Source organism: Winogradskyella sp., from assembly GCF_028282165.1.
Lineage (GTDB): Bacteria > Bacteroidota > Bacteroidia > Flavobacteriales > Flavobacteriaceae > Winogradskyella.
Genome location: NZ_JANQIM010000024.1, coordinates 56,725 through 75,775 on the forward strand (window position 1 = coordinate 56,725; position 19,051 = coordinate 75,775).

Here is a 19,051-nt window from a genome sequence, read left to right on the forward strand (position 1 = left end):
TACCAACAAAACACAAAACACAATGACATTAGCATTTATAGGTATAGGAAACGTCGGTTTTGCACTAGCGAACAACTTAGAACAAAAAGGATATAGCATCATTATTGCAAATGATAATCCAGACTCCCAGAGTGTACAAAAAGCACTAGTCCAAAACTTTAACTTCGGCGTATTGCCACTTCAAGAAGCGATAGATACTGCCGAAGTTATCTTTTTGGCAACACCATTTCATGTGAATGAAGTATTGCTGAAAGGTTTGGACTTTAGAGGAAAACCTTTGGTAGATTGTACCAATCCTGTTGGTGCTGGCATATCTCATGGATTGGAAAGTAAAATATCTGGATCCGAGAAGATTCAAGAATGGGCACCAACAGCAAATGTAGTTAAAGCTTACACGATTTATGGTTTCGAGAATTTCAGCAATCCAGAATATCTAAACGCAAAAGAACAACCTTCTATGCTCTTTGCTGGAAATACTACTGAAGCCAAGCAAAAAGTAGCTTCAATCATTGAAGCAAGTGGGTTTTATGCCAAGGACGTTGGTGCTTTAGATCAAGCCTTGCATTTAGAGCATATGACCTTACTTTGGGTAAAGATGGTACGCCGAGATGGCCATCATCCGAATTTTATGTGGGCGTATTTGGAAAAGTAGATTCGTCACCCTGAACTTGTTTCAGGGTCTCATAATCTCGATTCGATTATTCTATATACGTCCCATAAGGAAACAGTAGTTGAACACCTTCACGTTGTGTTTGTGTCTTAATCTCTTTCCAAACCTTATAGCCGTCTTCGCCCAACTCTTCTCTTAAGAGTTCTTCTTTAGTTTTCATTAACCCTAATTGACTTAACGACTCTCTAAAATCTTTTTTAAATATGGGGAATTCTTTTGTTGCATAGTCATCAATATCGGCCAATTCTGAAGCTTTTTTAAGTGCTGTATCAAGGCCTCCTAATTCGTCAACTAGTCCAATGTCAATGGCTTCACTACCAGTCCAAACACGTCCTTGTGCAATAGTATTAATATCATCTTTTGTCATGCCTCTACCTTCTGCAACTCGAATTAAGAACAAGTCATAAACATCTATAATGCCTTCTTTGATAAACTTACGTTGATTTTCGGATAATGGCTTAGAAAAACTATACGTAATAGCATTACTATTAGTCATCACCTGATGTGTGCTAATTCCCCATTTCTCAAAAAGTTTGGTGCCATTTGGTAAGACTCCAAACACACCAATACTTCCTGTAACAGTCATAGGTTCAGCCACAATATAATCAGCATTAGAAGCAATATAATAGCCTCCAGAAGCCGCATAGTTACCCATAGAAACAACCACGGGCTTTACTTTTTTGGTCAATTCTATTTCTCTCCAAATCAATTCGCTAGTGAGTGCACTTCCCCCTGGGGAATTTACACGTAAGACAATAGCCTTTATTTTATCATCTTCTCTCGCTTTTATCAAAGCGTTGTTTATGATACCTTGCCCCACAAAGTTTTCGTCACCTTCGCCATATATAATTTCTCCTTCAGCAAAAATCACTGCTATTTTATCTGTCTTATAGCTAGACTTCTGCTTAGAATAGGTATATTCTGAATAATCACGAATGTCAATGCTCGGCAATTTATCTTCAGTCTTAAGTCCTATTTGATGCTTAATGCCATTAGTAAATTCATCATAATAACCAACTTTGTCAACCAGTTTATTTTCTAATGCCAATGTTGGCGTACGACCTAGTAGGCTATCGGCAATGGTATGTAATGTTTCTGGAGGGATACTTCTACTCTTACTAATATCCGTTTTAATCGTCGACCAGATCGAATTTAAATAGGATTTTATTTGTTCTCTATTAGCCTCACTCATGTTGTTTTCTAAAAATGGCTCTACCGCACTTTTGTATTTACCATGGCGGACCACTTCCATTTTTAAACCTGTTTTTTCCTGAAAATCCTTAAAATAATATTGTTCTGAAGCTAGCCCTTTAAATTCAATAGTGCCCGAAGGATTAACATACAAAGTGTCTGCTGCCGAACTTAAATAATACGATTGTTGTGTGAAGATGTCCGAGTAAGCAACTACAAATTTGCCACTATCCTTAAAATCAATCAAAGCATCTCTCAAAGCTTTAAGCTGCGCATATCCTGCAAAAGTGAAATTGTTTTCTATGGTAATACCTTTTATTTGAGGATCGGTTTTAGCAAATTCAATGGCTCTTATCATCCCAAAGAGGCTATGTTTAGGGTACTCGTTTAGAAAGGTGTAATTTTCATATTCTTTCTTACCAATATGATCCTCTATATTAAAATCCAGCTTTAAATTCAGTACCGAATTATTTTCTACTATAATTGGCTCTTCTCCTTGACTTCCAAGAAAAGCAATGAACATAAAAAATACTATAAAACTTAAAATTGAAAAAATAATTAGTCCAACAATTGTGGACAATACGCGTTTTAAAAAACTCATCTGTAATATTTAATTTTTTATTTCTTAAGAGTCAGTCTAAATACCTATTCATTAGTTACACAATTCTTTAATTTAATGTTCTAAAAATACGTTTATTACATTGCTGAAGTAAAGAAGATTTGGCAACAAATATTCGGATGACAAAATAGTGAAACAACTTCACTTATTTTCTTAAAACATCATTAAAACCTAATGCTATTTTGGAAATAATCAAAGGGTATTAACCTTAACCATATGATCTGACCATTTGCTTGTCTTTTGGTTAAGGAATAATAAAAAAAGCGAGAGTCAATCTCTCGCTTTTAAATATCATCCCGTACTTTTTAATCCGCCCGAAAGTGCGTTGACCAATAGTAAAAGTTGTAATAGATAACGTTCTCCTTCTGGAGAATGAGCCTTTCTCAATTCTCGCCATTTCTTAATATAGTCGACTTGAATCTTGTGCAATGCTTTTAGGGATGAATCCCTTAATTTTTTATTTTCTGTTGCAGCAATCCTTCTCGTGTCTGAAGACTCTCCCATAATATCTTGAATGATTTCAAGACACTTTTCAAAGTCGTTAAGAACTAATTGCATCAATTCCTCTTTAGTGTTCTCGTCCTCCACCATTTCAGAAAAGACATGCATTATTTCAGTATCAACATTCAATAAATTGGTCTCAACCTGAATTAGTAAGTACTTAAAGAAGGGCCAATCCTTTGCAAGTGTTTGCAATCTGTTGTAATCTTCGGGATTTTGTTTTCTAAAGGTTTCAAGAGCTTCTCCCATACCAAACCAACCTGTGAGATTAAATCTAGATTGACTCCAACTAAACACCCATGGTATGGATCGGAGGTCATCTAGACTTCGTTGACCAGTACGTCGTGCTGGTCTTGAACCGATTTTACTTTGCTCCAATACATCGATTGGGGTCACTTTAGAATAAAACGCAATAAAATTATCATGGTCAATGAGGGTTCTGTATTTTTTTCTGGCCAAGGCGACCATATTGTCCATAATGTTATAAAGTTCAGCATCTTGATTACCGTCACTCTTAATCAGGGCTTGTTTTGCAGTTCCTGCCGTAAACATCTCTAAATTGTAGGTCGCCGTGAGACGATTGGCAAACTGATTGGCTATGGTTTCGCCCTGAACGGTCATTTTAATTTTTCCGCTCATGGCAACTGCTGGCATACTATCCAAAAAGCGATGAATTTTTCCACCACCACGACTCGTCGTGCCACCACGACCATGGAAAAAACGTAAATCTACACCAAATTTATCTCCCACTTTGGTAAGGTTTTCTTCTGCTTTATAAATGTTCCAACGACTCGTTAAGATGCCCCCGTCTTTATTACTGTCACTGTAGCCAAGCATAATTTCTTGGGTAAACTTTGATGATGCTTTAATCTGTTTTTGTAATACAGGATGGCTTAAATAGTCAGATAAGATATCAGGGCCAGCAATTAAATCTTCGATGGTTTCTAACAAGGGTACTACAGGCAGACGAACATCCTGCAAACCGACTTCCCTTAAGAGAACGAACACTAACAGCAGATCACTTAAGCTACGCGTCATACTTACAATAATAGAGCCAATACCATCTATACCGTACTTGTCAATATAATGTTTTACAGCGCTTAAATAGCCCAATACATTATCAGCTTCCGTTCCGCATAAAGTGCCCGAAACTAGAAAAGGGCGACTACTCTCTAACTCTTTATTTAAAAACATCAGTCGTTTTTCTTCATCCCATGATGCGTAATCTGAATCTTCAAAACCAGCTGTGACCAAGATTTGAGTTATCGCCTTTTCGTGATAGGTACTATTATTTCTAATGTCTAATTTGGCCAAATGAAATCCGAAGCATCGCACCAAACGTTCTACGGGGAAAAGCGTTTGTTTAGCAATGCGTTCTGCACCTAACTCGACAAGTAGATGTCTTAACTTTTTAAGTTCTTTAGCCAAATCATTGGAGCTTTTAAAGTAGCCATTTTCACCAAGATCGTGTTTTTCTTCTATAGTATTATCCAACTTTACCAGAAGTAAATTAACATATTGGCGTAAAGGTTCCGATGGATTTCTATCTAATGCTTTTTGACCTTGAGCTCCAAAGAAATTGCCCAGATCTTCGATGTTTTTTAAGACCTCCTCAGGAAAAGGAACGCGATAACTAGAAAAACTAAGTTTTACTGTTAATTCTATAAGTTGATTACGAATCATATCTAGAGCTGCCTTGCGATGTAACTCTAGCGTAGACTTGGTAAACTCTGGTGTTACAAAAGGATGCCCATCTCTATCACCACCGACCCAGCTGCCAAAATGTACCAAGGGGAAATGCTCTGGCCATTCCAATAACTCTTTTGGAAAACCGAAAGATCTCCAAGCTTCCTTTAGACGATTATCAGCAAGAGCCACAGCATCAGGAAAGACATTTACAAAATAATGCATCAAGTTATTTCGCTCATCCTGAAGTCTTGGTTTTTCCAAATAGATTTCGCCTGTTCGCCACCAACGCTCCATTAAACTGATAATCTCTTGTTTTAGACTTTCTTGTTCGGCATAGGACCAGTTTGGGTTTTCCCCTTTTACCAATAAAAGATAGAACTCTCTATGAATGTTGAGTACCGTAAGTCGTTTTGCCTCAGTAGGATGCGCTGTTAGTACTGGCATAACACTCATGTTCTGTAATGTTTGGGCTATCGTCTCTGGATTAAGGCCCTTTTCTTTCCACTCACTTATAGCTTCTCCCCAAGAACCTCTTGTGGATTCTATACCCAGTTGCGTCTCCGCTCGGCGTCTGTATTGGGCAGCGGCATTTTCCTCAACTAAATTCAATAACTCAAAGCAAATTCCAATAGCTTGAATAAATTTTTCTTCTGAGCGATATTCTTGGTTTATAGTTTTGGATTTTCCAAAGGGCAAACTTTCAGCCAAATCCTCTTCGCCTATTGAGATTAGCATTTCTTTGAATAATGTAACCAGTTCTTGAAAGTCGGTATGGATTTTTTCAATCCCTTCTTTTTTAAGCAATTCTAATGACATATTTTTTTATTATTTAAAGGAATCTAACAGCATTTCTAATTGTTAAAGCTTATAGATAGACTTAAAATTTGACTGATGAAATTAAAAAAATAACTTTGAAAATTCGAATTTTCAAAGTTAAGAAACGATGAATAGGCCTACATGTAAATTATACCTATAGACCTATTTGAAATTAAAGAAGTGAAAGCAATTGTCAATAACTTTCTAGAGTCCAAACTTTTAGAGCTGTAGATTCTTGTAAAAAAACTGACTTGTTTTCTCAACGGCTAAATCGACTTCTTCTTTTTGGTCATAGAATGCAAATTGATGCATTGGTGATGCCAAATCAGTCTCTACCCAAACCAGTTCTTTATTTTTTGATGGTACAGCTTCAAAGTATTTTTTGGTGTAATCTGGTAAAACACAGCCATCAGAATGTACCATAAATAGCGGTTTATCTAATTTTGATGCTGATGGAAATGGATTCAAGTTCAACCAATCTTCCCATGTGGCCACAGCAAATTGGTCAGCACTCCATTGTGGAATGGCTCCACGCTCAGGATTTAAGTAATAATCAAAGTTACCATACATGGCTGCTGTTGGGTCATCTGTTGAAATGGTCTTAATATATGTGAATTCACCTGTCTCGGCATATTTCTTTTTGGCAGCTTGTGCAGCATCCTTACGTTGCTGTACACCTTCTTCACCACCATAAAACAATTTTACAGCTTCGTCATCGTGCAACCAAGAGGCTGTTGTTGCTACAGCTTTGATATTACTATCTTCTGAAGCTGCCATTAAGGTATACATAGAACCTGCACAGACGCCAAAGGCTCCAATATTAGTACCATCGACTTCTGGAAGCGTCTTTAAATAGGCTACGGCATTTTTAATGTCCTGGATTTTCATGGTTGGATTCTCCCAAGCTCTTGGTACACCTTCACTTTCACCATAATTTCTAAAATCGAATGCCAAGGTGATAAAACCATTTTCTGCAAATCGCTTGGCGTACAAACCAGCCATTTGCTCTTTAACGGTTGTCCAACTGCCAGAACTCACAATAGTTGGATACTTTTTTCCTTCTTCGAAGTTTGGCGGATAGTATAAATTGCCTACAAGGTTTAAGCCTTCACTTTTAAAATTTACGGTTTTCATGGTTACTTCTGTGTTTTTAGTTTCGTTCTGTTCTTCCTTCTTTTTTTCTGAATTTGCACAAGAGCATACTAGTGCAAGGGTTAATGCTAAGGTTATTGTTTTCATTTTAGTTTGATTTTACTTGTTCTACAGCTTTTTCAATAAGTTTTGTATTTCCATCCTGATATTTGAAATTAAAGGTCATCGTTGTGATTTTCCAAATACCATCTATTTTTTCTAAATCAAAATCATAGCTTCCTACTACGGTCCAAATATTGCCGTTATCATCTTCTAAACAATGTGTAGCGGTGCCGTAGCAAAACGAATGTGCTTTGTTGCCATCAACTTTAGTAATGAAGTTTCCTATTTGATGATGTGTAAATGTAAAGCCTGGTAATACGGTTTTCCAGCTAGCGGTAATATCGGCAGGCGAAACTTCTGTCGCAGGATTTGTGGTCATTGAAGAATAATCTAATGTTACTTTTGAGGCAAATTGTGCTTCTACTTCTGTCCAATTGCTATTATCAGAATTGACAAACATTTCGGTAATGGTTTCCTGAATATTCATCTTGTCTTTCATGTGTTGTGCATTTATAATTAATGAAGTGGTCATTAATAAGGTTATAAATAGTGTTTTCATCTTCGTTTTGTTTTGATAGTACAAAGATGCGACGGCTTTCTCAGGAAAGATTTATAGAATCAAATAGAGAAGTATAAAAATCAAAGACTATTGAATTGTCACCTCGATACATCCCGACAGTTTCGATAGCTATCGGAATCAGAACACTCAAGCTGACTACTGATGGATAGGGGCTAGTTATTCTTCCTAAATGAATTTGGCGTCAACCCAGTTTGTTTTTTAAAAAAACTATTAAAATTATTGGGTGCGTCGAAATGCAAGTTATAAGCAATTTCCTTGATGCTCATGTCGGTTTGAAGCAGTCGCGATTTTGCCAATCGCATAATGTGATTTTGAATATGATTTTTGGCTGTATGTCCTGTAATTTGCTTTACCGTGGCGTTTAAGTGGTTAGGGTGTACTGCTAATTGCTCTGCATAAAAACTTGGCGAATGTGTTTTTTTATTTGCCAAAGTATTGTCATAAAAACTTGTTTCTATTAAGGTTTGGAAACGCGACAGCAAATTAACATCTGCTTTTCTAAAAGCAGTTTCGGCCTCTTCTTTATTTACTTGGGTATTAAAATAGCGTTTTACAAAGTTAAGCAGTACCAATACTTGAGCTTCTATAATTGCTAATGAATCGTCTTTAAGGTTTTGTTGTTCATTGTAAATAGATTCATAAAGGGATAACAACTTAGAAACCTCATTGGGTTGAACTTTAAATGGAATGGACTTGTCAATCTTTAAAAACGGAAACTCCTCCAAAAGCTGTTGCAAGTGTTTTGAGCTAGTCACAAATTCTTTAGCGAACATTAAATAATAGCCTTCCCAATCGGGTAGAATATCCCAGGAAATAATTTGGAAAGGTGTGTTGAAAAATACGGTAGCCCCTTCAGGGAAATTAGAATAGTGTCCAGTAATGGCTTTACCAGAGCCTTCAACTTTTATGGCAATGGCATAGAACTCGTGTTTAAACGGCTGCATATTTGGAACAACCGTTGGCATGTTTTCTTCAAAACTTCGAATATCAAAATAAGGTTGTTTAGGGCTAGAAATGTTAATGGCCTTACAATAATTCGATATGGTTTTGAAGTGTTGCACAAGTCAAATTTATGATTTCTTTTATCATTTTGTGGTGGTAATGGAGTTCTTATTATTTAATGTCATTAGTAAGCTGCAAAAAATAGCAGATTGAGGATATTTTGATTTTGGATTAATATATATTTGCCCGATTAAAAAAACAATGTATATGTCAATTTCAGATTTGTTCGAAAGTGGATTCAAAAAACGAAATAAAGACCATTTTGCAGCTATAGCTAGGGTAGCAATGAGTGACGGTATTATCAATGATGGTGAGAGAGAATTTTTAGACCGTTTAGCCGTTCGTTTAGATATCACAGAACACGATTACAAAGCCATTTTAAAGGATTATAAAAGTCACCCGATTAACGCTCCAGTTTCTTATGATAAGCGTTTAGAACGCTTGTACGACTTAACTCGTATGGTATGGGCCGACCATATTGAAGGAGAAGACCAAGTAGTGCTTCTAGAAAAATTATGTATTGGATTAGGTTTTAACCCTGAAAATGTAAAATATATTGCCGATAAGGCACTAAGCTTAGTTTATTACGAGGTAGATTTAAATGAGTTTACGGAGAAGATGAAAAAAATGAATCAATAATAGATGCTTAGCGTTAGAAAAAGCGAACAATAGTGTTCGCTTTTTTTAGTTTGTCTTTCGCATAAATTCTTCAGCCTTTTCCACCATATTTTTACTGCCACAAATAAAAGGGACGCGCTGGTGAAGTTCTGTTGGCTCAATTTCCATGATTCGTGTAAATCCATCACTAGCTTTTCCGTTGGCTTGCTCGGCTAAAAATGCCATTGGATTACACTCATAGAGCAAACGAAGTTTTCCGTTGCTGGCTTTAGAGCTTTTAGGGTACATGTAAATACCACCTTTGATCATATTTCTATGAAAATCTGAAACTAACGAACCTATATATCTAGAAGTGTAGGGTCTATCACCTTCTTCCATCTGGCAATATTTAATATAATCCTTGATCCCTTGTGGGAAATGTATATAGTTCCCCTCATTAACAGAATAAATACGTCCGTCTTCAGGGAATTTCATATCTGGGTGAGACAAATAATACGAGCCTATTGCAGGGTTTAGCGTAAAACCATTTACACCATCTCCAGTGGTATAAACCAACATAGTTGAGGTTCCATAAATAATATATCCAGCCGCAACTTGGTTGGTCCCTTTCTGAAGAAAGTCTTCTAGCTGCACAGGTGTTCCCACAGGAGTAACGCGTCTAAATACCGAGAATATGGTACCAACAGAGACATTAACGTCAATATTTGAAGATCCATCTAACGGATCTATTAAGACCACATATTTATTCTGATGATTTTCATCTTGACTGTTAATTGTAATAAAATCATCTTCTTCTTCACTTGCAATACCGCAAACAATGTTTCTGTTGGTCATAGTTTGTATAAACTTCTCGTTGGCGTAAACGTCTAATTTCTGCTGATCTTCGCCTTGTACGTTAGTATCTCCAGCTGCACCGAGAATATCTACCAAACCTGCTTTATTAACTTCGTGATTTACCACTTTTGCGGCTAATCGAATAGAGTTTATAAGTCTTGAAAGTTCGCCAGAAGTATATTTAAAAGAAGCTTGGTTTTCAATGATAAACTCACCAAGTGTTTGATTGCGTTGAGACATGAAGTTTTATATTGATTAATAGGCACAAATATCGCATTTTTTAACAAACTATAACGTTTTCGTGATTTAAATAAATTGTTATCTAAAGTCTGTTTGAACTATATTTGAGTTCTTTTTTAAAAAAGAAAAAATGAACCAACCAAGACTTGCCATAATAGAAGATATGCCAAGAGTTCTAGAACTTATAAAAGAACTGGCCGTCTTTGAAAAAGAACCCAATGCGGTTGAGGTTACTTTAGACAAGTTAGAATCTGATGGGTTTGGTAATAAGCCTAAGTTTACATGTTTTGTTGTTGAAGTAGATCAAAAGGTTGAAGCCATGGCATTAGTCTATATGAGATATTCAACTTGGAAGGGAGAGGTCTTACATCTTGAAGATTTAATTGTGAGTGAAACACAAAGAGGTAAAAGCATAGGAACCATGCTTTTGGATGAAGTGGTAAGATATGGTAAATCCTTAGGTGTAAAACGCATCAGTTGGGAAGTTCTCGATTGGAATGAGCCAGCCATAGATTTTTACGAAAAGAAAGGAGCAAAAGTGATGCGCGATTGGGATGTGGTTCAGCTTGATGAAAAAGGAATTGACAATTATTTAAAAGAGTTTTAATGCGCGTTTATAAATTTGGCGGTGCTTCGGTAAAGGATGCTGAAGGGGTAAAAAACTTAGCCTCAGTTTTAAAAACTACAGGCTATGACAATACATTGGTTGTTATTTCTGCTATGGGAAAAACTACTAATGCTATGGAAGTTGTAATCAAGAATTACTTTGAAAACAAAGACGAGTTACAAAGCTCAATTCACGAAGTTATAAAATACCACAATGAGATTCTTCTAGATTTATTTGATAATGAACACCATCACGTATTTTCTTCTGTAAAAGCACTTTTTGATGAACTGGCCTTGTTCTTTAAGAGTAATAAATCACCAGACTATAACTATGTTTATGACCAGACCATAGGTTTTGGCGAACTGATATCTACGACAATTATAAGCCAGTATCTCAACGAAACTGGCATAAAAAATAAGTGGTTAGATGTAAGGGACTATATTAAAACCGATAATTATTACAGACGAGCTAATGTGAATTGGGAGCAAACCCAAGAGAATATTTCATCTCACTTAAACAGTTCGGTTCTCAATATTACCCAAGGATTTTTAGGCAGTGATGCCAATAATTTTACTACAACTTTGGGTAGGGAAGGTAGTGACTACACTGCTGCTATTTTTGCGTATTGTTTAAATGCTAATAGTGTAACCATATGGAAAGACGTACCCGGGGTATTAAATGCAGACCCACGTTATTTTGAAAATGCACAGCTGCTACATCAAATTTCTTACAGGGAAGCCATAGAGCTTGCCTTTTATGGAGCGTCCGTTATTCACCCGAAAACACTTCAGCCGTTACAGCAAAAGGAGATTCCACTTTATGTAAAATCGTTTTTAAATCCTGTAGCAGAAGGGACTTGTGTAAGCAAAGGAAAAGCTATTGATCCTCAAATTCCTTGTTTTATTGTCAAGAAAAATCAGATTTTAATTTCATTGTCATCGCTAGATTTTTCATATATCGTCGAAGAAAACATTAGCGACATTTTTAGTTTATTGCATCTTTATAAAATGAAAGTGGATGTCATTCAGAATTCTGCGATAAGTTTTTCGGTGTGTATAGATAATATTTATAACAATCGCGATAAGTTATTACAACACTTAAAGGCAAAATTTAATGTAACATGCCACGATAATGTGAGTCTATATACCATTAGACACTATAATGATATTGCCATTCGAGAACTCGAAAAAGATAAAACGGTCTTATTGAAGCAATTAACACAAGAAACCGTTCAAATCGTAACTAAATAACAATTTACTAAATTTGTTTTATGGGGAAATCGTCTGATATAGGATTAGTTACAGCAAAGGAAGTTGCTAAAGCTATTAATGCAGACAAGTATGGTTTCATAGGTACTTTTTTTGGTTGGCTATTGATGAAAGTACTCAAGATTTCCACTATCAATAAAATATACAGACGTAACAAACATCTGTCTGATTTAGATTTTTTAAATGCCTTATTGGATGATTTTCAGATTAAATTCGAAATTCCCCAAGAGGATTTAAAGCGTCTTCCAAAAGATGGTGCCTACATCACCATATCCAACCATCCTCTCGGTGGTATTGACGGGATTTTGTTGTTGAAGTTGATGTTAGAGCAGCGCGAAGACTTTAAAATTATTGCAAATTTCCTGTTGCATAGAATAGAACCTCTTAAGCCTTATGTTATGCCAGTTAATCCTTTTGAAGACCGAAAGGATGTAAAAAGTAGCATTACAGGTTTTAAAAATGCTATAGTACATTTAAGAGAAGGGCATCCACTGGGTGTTTTTCCCGCTGGAGAGGTTTCTACCTATAAGGATGGAAAATTGGTGGTTGATAAACCATGGGAAGAAGCTGCCATGAAGCTTATAAAAAAAGCCGAAGTGCCTGTAGTTCCTATATATTTTCATGCCAAAAATAGTAGGCTATTCTACCGATTATCTAAAATTAGTGATACCTTAAGAACAGCAAAATTACCTTCAGAATTGTTAACTCAAAAGCGAAGAATTATCAATGTGAGGATTGGTCGACCTATTTCGGTTAAGGATCAAAAAGAACATAGCGCGTTACCCGACTTTTCGGATTTCTTAAGGCGAAAAACCTATATGCTCTCAAAGAGTTTTGAGGATAAACCAAAGATTTTAGACAACATTAAATCTACGGTTAAAGTTCCGAAAACAGCCAAACGAATCGTGACACCTATTGATCCTCAGGTGATGATGAATGAAGTTGAAAGACTAAGAAAAAAGGATTGCCGACTTTTGGTGAGTAAGAACTATGAAGTGTATTTAGCATCGGCTAAAGATATGCCCAATGTGTTGCGGGAAATAGGACGGTTGCGTGAAATTACCTTTAGGGAGGTGGGTGAAGGCACTAATGAAGCCATAGACTTAGATACCTTTGACACCTATTATCACCACATGTTTTTATGGGATACAGATAAACATCTGGTTGCAGGTGCCTACAGAATGGGATTAGGGTCTCAGATTTTTGAGCGTTTTGGTATCAATGGTTTTTATCTTCAGGATTTGTTTCGTTTTGAGCCCGAACTTTATAAAATGATGAGCCGATCTATTGAAATGGGGCGCGCCTTTATCGTTAAGGAGTATCAACAAAAACCAATGCCACTCTTTTTGCTTTGGAAAGGAATTGTTCACACTACATTGCGTCATCCTGAACATCAATATTTAATCGGCGGTGTTAGTATAAGCAATCAATTCTCTAACTTTTCGAAGAGCTTGATGATCGAGTTTATGAAATCGCACTACTATGACCCTTATGTGGCACAATACGTGCACCCTAAAAAAGAGTTTAAAGTAAAGCTTAAGGACGCTGATAAGGATTTTGTTTTTGATGCCACGGAAGCCGATTTAAATAAATTTGACAAGATCATCGATGAAGTTGAACCTGGAGCCTTAAGACTTCCTGTTTTGCTAAAAAAGTATATAAAGCAAAATGCTAAGCTTGTAGCATTTAATGTAGATCCTTTATTTAATAATGCTGTAGACGGATTGATGTACATAAAAATAGCAGATTTACCAGAAAGTACGGTTAGACCAGTAATGGAAGAGTTCCAGGCCGAGCTAGAGCGTAAATTTATGGATAACCATGATAAATAAACTGTGGATTTTTTTATTGTTTCCTGTTTGCTGTTTGTCGCAGACATTAACAGGTACAGTTGTTGATGACAGTACTAAACAACCTTTAGAGACGGTTTCAGTCTATTTCGATAATACAACTGTTGGAACGACTACCAATGAAAAAGGCGAATTTGCTATTAACTATACCGATGCTATTCAATCGAGTTTGGTCATATCCTATTTGGGCTATGAGAAAGTTATTATTAACGATTACAGGAGTCAAACGGTTTTAAACATTGCACTAAAGCCCAGTTCGGTTGCACTAGATGAAGTTTATATAAATTATGATGACGGATTAACCAGAAGACAAAAGTTAAGATTGTTTAGAAAAGAGTTTTTGGGTACTTCAATATTTGCTAAGACATGCAAAATCTTAAATGAAGATGATCTTGTTTTACGTTATGATAAAAAAAATAGGGTACTATATGTCAATGCCAATGCACCGATTATTATAAGAAACAGAGCGCTTCAATACGAAATAGCTTTCGATATTATCGATTTTGAGGCCAGCTATCGTTATGCCAACATAGAAACCCAAAACTTTGCTTTAGATAAAGTGGCTTACACAGGTACAACATATTATAAAGATTTGGAAAAAGCCAATAAAAAAAGTACCAAACGAAAACGAGAGGAGGCTTATAAAGGTTCTGTACAGCACTTTATGCGTGCTCTATACAATAAAAAGCTCAAGGAAGAAGGTTATGAGATTTACTTCAATAGTTTTAAAGTTGATGAATATGACTATTTTAATATTGAACCCAAGGAAGATTCTGATTTTAAAGAAGTCACTCTAAGACGAAAAGTATCTATTTTGTATGATAAGCAATATCAGTCTGATATCGATGTTTTTGTAGACAGTTTTTTGGTTGATGTGTATGGAAATTACTCAGCCATAAAGGGGATTTATTTTACAGGAGCTATGGGAAGCCAACGTATCGGTGATACATTACCTCTAGATTACGGATTATAAAAAGAAACCCCAAAACATTAATTCTGGGGTCATTATTTTTTTTGGTTTAATATTAAAACCAAGGTTTTTTACCTGCTTGATAAGTATTGTAAAAATCCGCATCGGATTTTGTTAAGTAAATGATGCCTTCAATTAGACCAATAATGCTCATAATCCAGACAAGAAAAACACCAATTCCTACGCAAGAAAGTACTATTCCAATAAGTGTTATGGCAAGCATAATACCACCCTCTTTATTATAACCAAGTATAAATTTATGTATACCGAGACTTCCAAAAATGATTCCTAAGATTCCTGCTAAGATCTTTTTATTATCTGATGCAGTGTTAAAGGTTTCTTTGGCATTGTCTACAAATTCATTTGCAGTTTCTTTTGCTTCCTCAGCAAATTCAGAAGCTTTTTCTTTTGCTTCCTCAGCAAACTCTTTAGCATCTTCTGCTAATTCACTGGTTTTTTGGCTAATTTTTTCCCCAGCTTTTTTTGCACTTTCCTTGGCGTCTCCCAACATATCGTTTAGTTCGTCGCCTAAATCTTTATTATCGTCTGACATGATTAAATAGTTTTAATAATTAATAGTGTTGCCTAAAATTACTAAAAAATGTAATGCAATTATTGAAATGCGGCGTCAATAGGTTCCCACAATTCAATTTTATTATTTTCATTATCTAGCACCCAAGCAAACTTCCCGTAATCATATGTCTCCATGTCTCCCACAATTGTTACACCTTCTTGTCTTAAAACTTGCAATAAAGCTTCTAGATTCTCAACCCGATAGTTAAACATAAAGGGTTTTTCGGAAGGCTGAAAGTACGACGTATCCTCTTTAAAAGGACTCCACTGTGTAGAACAATCCTTTCCTTCTTTATCCTTCCACCAAAACGTACATCCATACTCATCGGTGTCGAAGCCTAGGTGTTTTCTGTACCAATCTTTTGATGCTTGTGGATCTTTGGTCTTAAAAAACAAACCACCAATTCCTGTTACGCGTTTTTTCATTTTTGATTTTTCTTTATAGAGGTTTCATAGATGTCTATCCATTCTTCAACAGTCATTTTTCCCAAGAGTTCTTTTATTAAATCGTACGGAATATCATCAACTTTTTTAAAACGCACACAACTTTTTCCCATATCTAACTTATACTTGGAATGTTTGGGGTATTCAGCCACAAACCAGTCATAGAGCTCTTTCTTAGCATACAAACCAGAGTGATAGAGTGCGATAAAGTTCTTTTGTGATGCTACGTTTATAAATGGTAGTGGAGGAAAAGGTTTGCAATGATAACCTGGGGGATAGATGGATTTAGGGACATGGTAAGCTAACATGCCATAACTCATTCCAGATTCTAGCCCTTTTGGCATATGATCTTTAATTAGGTTATGCAATTTTGTGATCGGTGTTTTCCTCTCTTTAGGAAGTTGACTAATATAATCTTCGGGGGAGTCTGCTTTGTATTGCATGGTTTAGAGGGATTTAATATTTATTTTCGTTGTAAAATTAATGCTGAAATTATAGAAATTATTAATCCGATTAAAACTACGGTCATAAACATCAGTGCTGCCATGAACCCCGAGCCTCCATAATCTTCCATTTGCTTAGTTAACTCCGCTTTTTTGGCAGCGAGCTCTTCCCCAGAATACATTGTTTCATAACTTTCTAATGTTTTAGCTAGATACTCTTGGGCAAAATCAGGATTAATGACTGTTGTATAGAGGTAATCAATTAATCCTACACCAAGACCAACAAAAGCAGAAATCAATAAGCCTAATAAAAGCGCTTTTCCGAAGGATACTTTCCCGTCGTTAACTTTATCTCTGTAATGTTTAATACCAAAGAAAACAAATGATAAAGAGGCCACTATTGAGCCATAGCCAATAATTTCTTGGGCTGAGTAGCTAAGACTATTTCCAAATGTAAGAGCTAACCCAAAAATAACGGCTCCCAGTATTAAACCGTAGCCACCAAATTTTAGTACTGTGTTTTTCATAATTTTTAGTTTTTAGTTCACAGCAAAAGTAGTTTCAGTAGAAGTTTTAGGGCTCATACTAAAGTACCAAAGCCCTAGTACTTTAGTCTAAAAGTATATATTTTATATGATTTTAAGATTTTTTGCAATTTGAAGTGCCTGGGTTCTGCGTTTGGCATTTAACTTTAATAGTAAACTAGAAACATGGGTTTTAATGGTGCTTTCTGACAAGAACAATTTTTCTCCAATTTCCTTATTAGATAAACCTTCGGAAATACATTTTAAAACTTCGTATTCCCTAGGGGTGATTTCTAAATCTTTTACTTTATCATGATTAATTTCGGTAGCATCCGTTTTATGGCTATTCAGGGATTTTTTATTAATATATACTCCTATAAAGAAAAATACAATAGCAATAACTGAAACAACAACTTCAGTGCTAACATCCCCAGAAGTAATAGTGTACTTGCTAAATTTAAATAGTAAAAGTAGTGCTAGAATAAGCAATCCAAAAACAAGAACGGTTTTCTTCATGTTTTAAAATTAAAAATTTTAAACTAACAATGTCACTTCGAGTAAAATTCTCATGAGAATTTTGTATCGTGAAGTCATTCGACCTCTAAACTTTTTTGTTTTCGATAGAATCACGCCAGACTACTAAAGCTAACAAGAATTAGCAAAATTTTGCTTTGATTTTATCAACTATAATTTGCGCTAATTTAATATGGCTTTCAACTGTCCAACCAGCGACATGTGGTGTCAATAACACATTATCAGCATTGACAAGGTATTGAAATGCATCGGGCAAGTTGGTCTTTTTCCCTTTGCGCATCCATCTAAACTTGGACTCATCCATTTTAAACAGATTTTCGAATGAGGACTTCTCATATTCTAAAACATCTAATCCTGCACCTAGAATTTTTCCAGATTCCAAAGCATCAACTAAATCTTCGGTAACCACACTTTTTCCGCGAGCCGTATTGATAAGCCAAAAGGGCTTTTTAAAGGTATTGATAAAGTCGGCGTTTATCATATTCATTGTTAAAGGCGTTTGTGGCGTATGTAAACTCAATACATCAGTCTTCTCTTGAAGCTCCTCTAAAGGTACTTGCTTACAATGGCCATCGCCTACGTTAGCTTTAATGTCGTAACATATTACTTCTACATCAAATCCTTTAAGTTTTTTGGCAAAAGCTTTTCCCATGTTGCCATAACCAATAAGCCCTACGGTTTTTCCATCAAGCTCCAGGCCTCTATTGGCCGCACGTAACCACTTGCCTTGTCTTACCTCTTTGTCGGCCTTGTTAAGCTTATTAAAAAGCGATAATAGCATCCCTAAGGTATGTTCACCGACTGCATTTCTATTCCCTTCTGGTGCAGAGATGAGGTGAACTCCCTTTTCTTCTGCAGAAGTACAATCTATGTTTTCTAATCCAGCACCCACACGACCTATGAACTTAAGATGTGTTGCAGCATCTAGAAACTGTTGGTCTATGGTAAATCGACTGCGAATGATAATACCTTCGTAATCTGCGATTTTTGCTTCTATGTCTAATTTTGAAGATTCGTAATCTTCATGGTTTGTGAACCCTAAATCGTTAAGCTGATTGATGAGTAGAGGATGGTTGCTATCTAAATGTAGTACTTTCAAATCTTTGGATATTCAGTCTGTGTTCGTTCGTGTTTTACATTTCCTGTATGGGCAGTACAAAGTTTTTCAAATAAAAGCACGTGGACTTCTTCGTCATTTTTTGTACAAGGATTGTGTTCTACACCTTTTGGGACAACAATAAATTCACCTTCATTAACAATTTCGGTTCTAATTCCGCCTTCACTTCCTGTTTCGCCTGTCGAAGCCCTAAATTGCATATGCAAAGTCCCTTTGATAACTTGAAACAATTCATCTTCATTATCGTGACTGTGCCAAACAAATTCACCCTTTAATTTAGCAAGGATTACCTGCATATCATCCACAACAGCGATTTGGTGAGGATGCCAGTTTTTGTGGAATTTTGAAAATTTTTCCTTAATATTTATTGCTTTCATTTTTCTGTCATTCCTGCGTAGGCAGGAATCTATTTAATATTTAATAGGTTGAAATTTTATCAATCTTTAGATAGATCTTTCCAATTAGGATTGTCTTCTTCAATCAAATTTATTTTCCATTGTCTTTTCCACTTCTTCATGTTCTTTTCTCTCTTTATGGCGTCATTAATGTATTGAAAAGTTTCAAAATAAACCAATTTATCAAGCCCATACTTTTTGGAAAATCCATCTACTAATCTATTTTTATGTTCAAACATTCTGCACTCTAAATCATTAGTGACACCAATATATAGTGTTCCATTGTATTTGTTTGAAAGTATGTATAGGTAGTACTGATGTACATTTTTAAACATTAAAATGCTGTGTTTTTTGTGGATTCCTGCCTGCGCA

General features: G+C 35.8%; 20 protein-coding genes. 6 read left to right on the top strand and 14 right to left on the bottom strand.

Features of this window, described 5'->3' with window-relative positions:
• The first annotated feature begins 22 nt into the window (after window positions 1–22).
• Window positions 23–652 (top strand): NAD(P)-binding domain-containing protein, encoded by a 630-nt coding sequence (locus Q0972_RS09385; protein ID WP_299365170.1) that lies wholly within the window; start codon window positions 23–25, stop codon window positions 650–652.
• A gap of 46 nt (window positions 653–698) precedes the next feature.
• On the opposite strand, the gene sppA is transcribed toward Q0972_RS09385, so the two are convergent.
• From sppA to Q0972_RS09410, 5 genes are all read right to left on the bottom strand, one after another.
• The gene (sppA, locus tag Q0972_RS09390; RefSeq protein WP_299365172.1) at window positions 699–2,462 is read right to left on the bottom strand and encodes a signal peptide peptidase SppA; all 1,764 of its coding nucleotides are present in this window, start codon (window positions 2,460–2,462) and stop codon (window positions 699–701) included.
• Window positions 2,463–2,771: 309 nt separating this feature from the next.
• Entirely contained in the window at window positions 2,772–5,486 is a 2,715-nt protein-coding gene (locus Q0972_RS09395) for a phosphoenolpyruvate carboxylase (RefSeq protein ID WP_299365174.1), read from the bottom strand.
• 219 nt (window positions 5,487–5,705) lie between these two features.
• Window positions 5,706–6,725 (bottom strand): alpha/beta hydrolase, encoded by a 1,020-nt coding sequence (locus Q0972_RS09400; protein WP_299365177.1) that lies wholly within the window; start codon window positions 6,723–6,725, stop codon window positions 5,706–5,708.
• Window position 6,726: 1 nt separating this feature from the next.
• Window positions 6,727–7,239: a nuclear transport factor 2 family protein gene (locus Q0972_RS09405; RefSeq protein ID WP_299365179.1), complete on the bottom strand. Its 513-nt coding sequence runs from the start codon at window positions 7,237–7,239 to the stop codon at window positions 6,727–6,729.
• A 173-nt stretch (window positions 7,240–7,412) separates the two neighbouring features.
• Entirely contained in the window at window positions 7,413–8,321 is a 909-nt protein-coding gene (locus tag Q0972_RS09410) for an AraC family transcriptional regulator (protein WP_299365181.1), read from the bottom strand.
• A gap of 148 nt (window positions 8,322–8,469) precedes the next feature.
• Between Q0972_RS09410 and Q0972_RS09415 the strand changes: the two genes are divergently transcribed.
• Window positions 8,470–8,901: a TerB family tellurite resistance protein gene (locus Q0972_RS09415; RefSeq protein WP_299365183.1), complete on the top strand. Its 432-nt coding sequence runs from the start codon at window positions 8,470–8,472 to the stop codon at window positions 8,899–8,901.
• 45 nt (window positions 8,902–8,946) lie between these two features.
• Here Q0972_RS09415 and fbp read toward each other — a convergent pair whose 3' ends face one another.
• A complete protein-coding gene (gene fbp, locus Q0972_RS09420; protein ID WP_299365185.1) occupies window positions 8,947–9,954 on the bottom strand; it encodes a class 1 fructose-bisphosphatase in 1,008 nt (335 codons plus the stop codon).
• A 130-nt stretch (window positions 9,955–10,084) separates the two neighbouring features.
• Here fbp and Q0972_RS09425 point away from each other — a divergent pair, with 130 nt between their 5' ends.
• Genes Q0972_RS09425 through Q0972_RS09440 form a run of 4 tightly spaced genes read left to right on the top strand, consistent with a single transcriptional unit; the run spans window position 10,085 to window position 14,652 of the window.
• Window positions 10,085–10,561, top strand: coding sequence for a GNAT family N-acetyltransferase (locus tag Q0972_RS09425; protein WP_299365188.1), 477 nt, complete (start codon window positions 10,085–10,087; stop codon window positions 10,559–10,561).
• Window positions 10,561–11,811 (top strand): aspartate kinase, encoded by a 1,251-nt coding sequence (locus Q0972_RS09430; protein WP_299365190.1) that lies wholly within the window; start codon window positions 10,561–10,563, stop codon window positions 11,809–11,811. The genes Q0972_RS09425 and Q0972_RS09430 overlap by 1 nt, the downstream gene beginning before the upstream one ends.
• Before the next feature lie 20 nt (window positions 11,812–11,831).
• Window positions 11,832–13,661 carry a lysophospholipid acyltransferase family protein gene (locus tag Q0972_RS09435; protein WP_299365192.1) on the top strand — a complete coding sequence of 610 codons (1,830 nt, stop codon included), beginning with the start codon at window positions 11,832–11,834 and terminating at the stop codon, window positions 13,659–13,661.
• The gene (locus tag Q0972_RS09440; RefSeq protein ID WP_299365194.1) at window positions 13,651–14,652 is read left to right on the top strand and encodes a carboxypeptidase-like regulatory domain-containing protein; all 1,002 of its coding nucleotides are present in this window, start codon (window positions 13,651–13,653) and stop codon (window positions 14,650–14,652) included. The genes Q0972_RS09435 and Q0972_RS09440 overlap by 11 nt, the downstream gene beginning before the upstream one ends.
• A 52-nt stretch (window positions 14,653–14,704) precedes the next feature.
• Here Q0972_RS09440 and Q0972_RS09445 read toward each other — a convergent pair whose 3' ends face one another.
• The 8 genes from Q0972_RS09445 to Q0972_RS09480 form a co-directional block, all read right to left on the bottom strand.
• Window positions 14,705–15,202, bottom strand: coding sequence for an NINE protein (locus Q0972_RS09445; protein WP_299365196.1), 498 nt, complete (start codon window positions 15,200–15,202; stop codon window positions 14,705–14,707).
• Between the two features lie 59 nt (window positions 15,203–15,261).
• Window positions 15,262–15,648 (bottom strand): VOC family protein, encoded by a 387-nt coding sequence (locus Q0972_RS09450; protein WP_299365199.1) that lies wholly within the window; start codon window positions 15,646–15,648, stop codon window positions 15,262–15,264.
• Window positions 15,645–16,109: a DUF1801 domain-containing protein gene (locus tag Q0972_RS09455; RefSeq protein ID WP_299365201.1), complete on the bottom strand. Its 465-nt coding sequence runs from the start codon at window positions 16,107–16,109 to the stop codon at window positions 15,645–15,647. The genes Q0972_RS09450 and Q0972_RS09455 overlap by 4 nt, the downstream gene beginning before the upstream one ends.
• 20 nt (window positions 16,110–16,129) lie before the next feature.
• Entirely contained in the window at window positions 16,130–16,636 is a 507-nt protein-coding gene (locus Q0972_RS09460; RefSeq protein WP_299365203.1) for a DUF4199 domain-containing protein, read from the bottom strand.
• A 102-nt stretch (window positions 16,637–16,738) separates the two neighbouring features.
• The gene (locus Q0972_RS09465; RefSeq protein WP_299365205.1) at window positions 16,739–17,149 is read right to left on the bottom strand and encodes a response regulator transcription factor; all 411 of its coding nucleotides are present in this window, start codon (window positions 17,147–17,149) and stop codon (window positions 16,739–16,741) included.
• Window positions 17,150–17,288: 139 nt separating this feature from the next.
• The gene (locus Q0972_RS09470; protein ID WP_299365207.1) at window positions 17,289–18,266 is read right to left on the bottom strand and encodes a 2-hydroxyacid dehydrogenase; all 978 of its coding nucleotides are present in this window, start codon (window positions 18,264–18,266) and stop codon (window positions 17,289–17,291) included.
• Entirely contained in the window at window positions 18,263–18,661 is a 399-nt protein-coding gene (locus Q0972_RS09475) for a cupin domain-containing protein (protein WP_299365209.1), read from the bottom strand. The genes Q0972_RS09470 and Q0972_RS09475 overlap by 4 nt, the downstream gene beginning before the upstream one ends.
• Window positions 18,662–18,720: 59 nt before the next feature.
• A complete protein-coding gene (locus Q0972_RS09480; protein ID WP_299365211.1) occupies window positions 18,721–19,014 on the bottom strand; it encodes a GIY-YIG nuclease family protein in 294 nt (97 codons plus the stop codon).
• Between the last annotated feature and the right edge of the window lie 37 nt (window positions 19,015–19,051).

Bases quoted from the DNA above. Each gene is read 5' to 3' on its own strand.
- Q0972_RS09400 (WP_299365177.1), bottom strand. From the start codon at position 6,725: ATGAAAACAATAACCTTAGCATTAACCCTTGCACTAGTATGCTCTTGT.
- sppA (WP_299365172.1), bottom strand. From the start codon at position 2,462: ATGAGTTTTTTAAAACGCGTATTGTCCACAATTGTTGGACTAATTATT.
- Q0972_RS09415 (WP_299365183.1), top strand. From the start codon at position 8,470: ATGTCAATTTCAGATTTGTTCGAAAGTGGATTCAAAAAACGAAATAAA.
- Q0972_RS09475 (WP_299365209.1), bottom strand. From the start codon at position 18,661: ATGAAAGCAATAAATATTAAGGAAAAATTTTCAAAATTCCACAAAAAC.
- Q0972_RS09480 (WP_299365211.1), bottom strand. From the start codon at position 19,014: ATGTTTAAAAATGTACATCAGTACTACCTATACATACTTTCAAACAAA.
- Q0972_RS09465 (WP_299365205.1), bottom strand. From the start codon at position 17,149: ATGAAGAAAACCGTTCTTGTTTTTGGATTGCTTATTCTAGCACTACTT.
- Q0972_RS09450 (WP_299365199.1), bottom strand. From the start codon at position 15,648: ATGAAAAAACGCGTAACAGGAATTGGTGGTTTGTTTTTTAAGACCAAA.
- Q0972_RS09435 (WP_299365192.1), top strand. From the start codon at position 11,832: ATGGGGAAATCGTCTGATATAGGATTAGTTACAGCAAAGGAAGTTGCT.
- Q0972_RS09395 (WP_299365174.1), bottom strand. From the start codon at position 5,486: ATGTCATTAGAATTGCTTAAAAAAGAAGGGATTGAAAAAATCCATACC.
- Q0972_RS09405 (WP_299365179.1), bottom strand. From the start codon at position 7,239: ATGAAAACACTATTTATAACCTTATTAATGACCACTTCATTAATTATA.
- Q0972_RS09445 (WP_299365196.1), bottom strand. From the start codon at position 15,202: ATGTCAGACGATAATAAAGATTTAGGCGACGAACTAAACGATATGTTG.
- fbp (WP_299365185.1), bottom strand. From the start codon at position 9,954: ATGTCTCAACGCAATCAAACACTTGGTGAGTTTATCATTGAAAACCAA.
- Q0972_RS09440 (WP_299365194.1), top strand. From the start codon at position 13,651: ATGATAAATAAACTGTGGATTTTTTTATTGTTTCCTGTTTGCTGTTTG.
- Q0972_RS09425 (WP_299365188.1), top strand. From the start codon at position 10,085: ATGAACCAACCAAGACTTGCCATAATAGAAGATATGCCAAGAGTTCTA.
- Q0972_RS09460 (WP_299365203.1), bottom strand. From the start codon at position 16,636: ATGAAAAACACAGTACTAAAATTTGGTGGCTACGGTTTAATACTGGGA.
- Q0972_RS09385 (WP_299365170.1), top strand. From the start codon at position 23: ATGACATTAGCATTTATAGGTATAGGAAACGTCGGTTTTGCACTAGCG.
- Q0972_RS09430 (WP_299365190.1), top strand. From the start codon at position 10,561: ATGCGCGTTTATAAATTTGGCGGTGCTTCGGTAAAGGATGCTGAAGGG.
- Q0972_RS09455 (WP_299365201.1), bottom strand. From the start codon at position 16,109: ATGCAATACAAAGCAGACTCCCCCGAAGATTATATTAGTCAACTTCCT.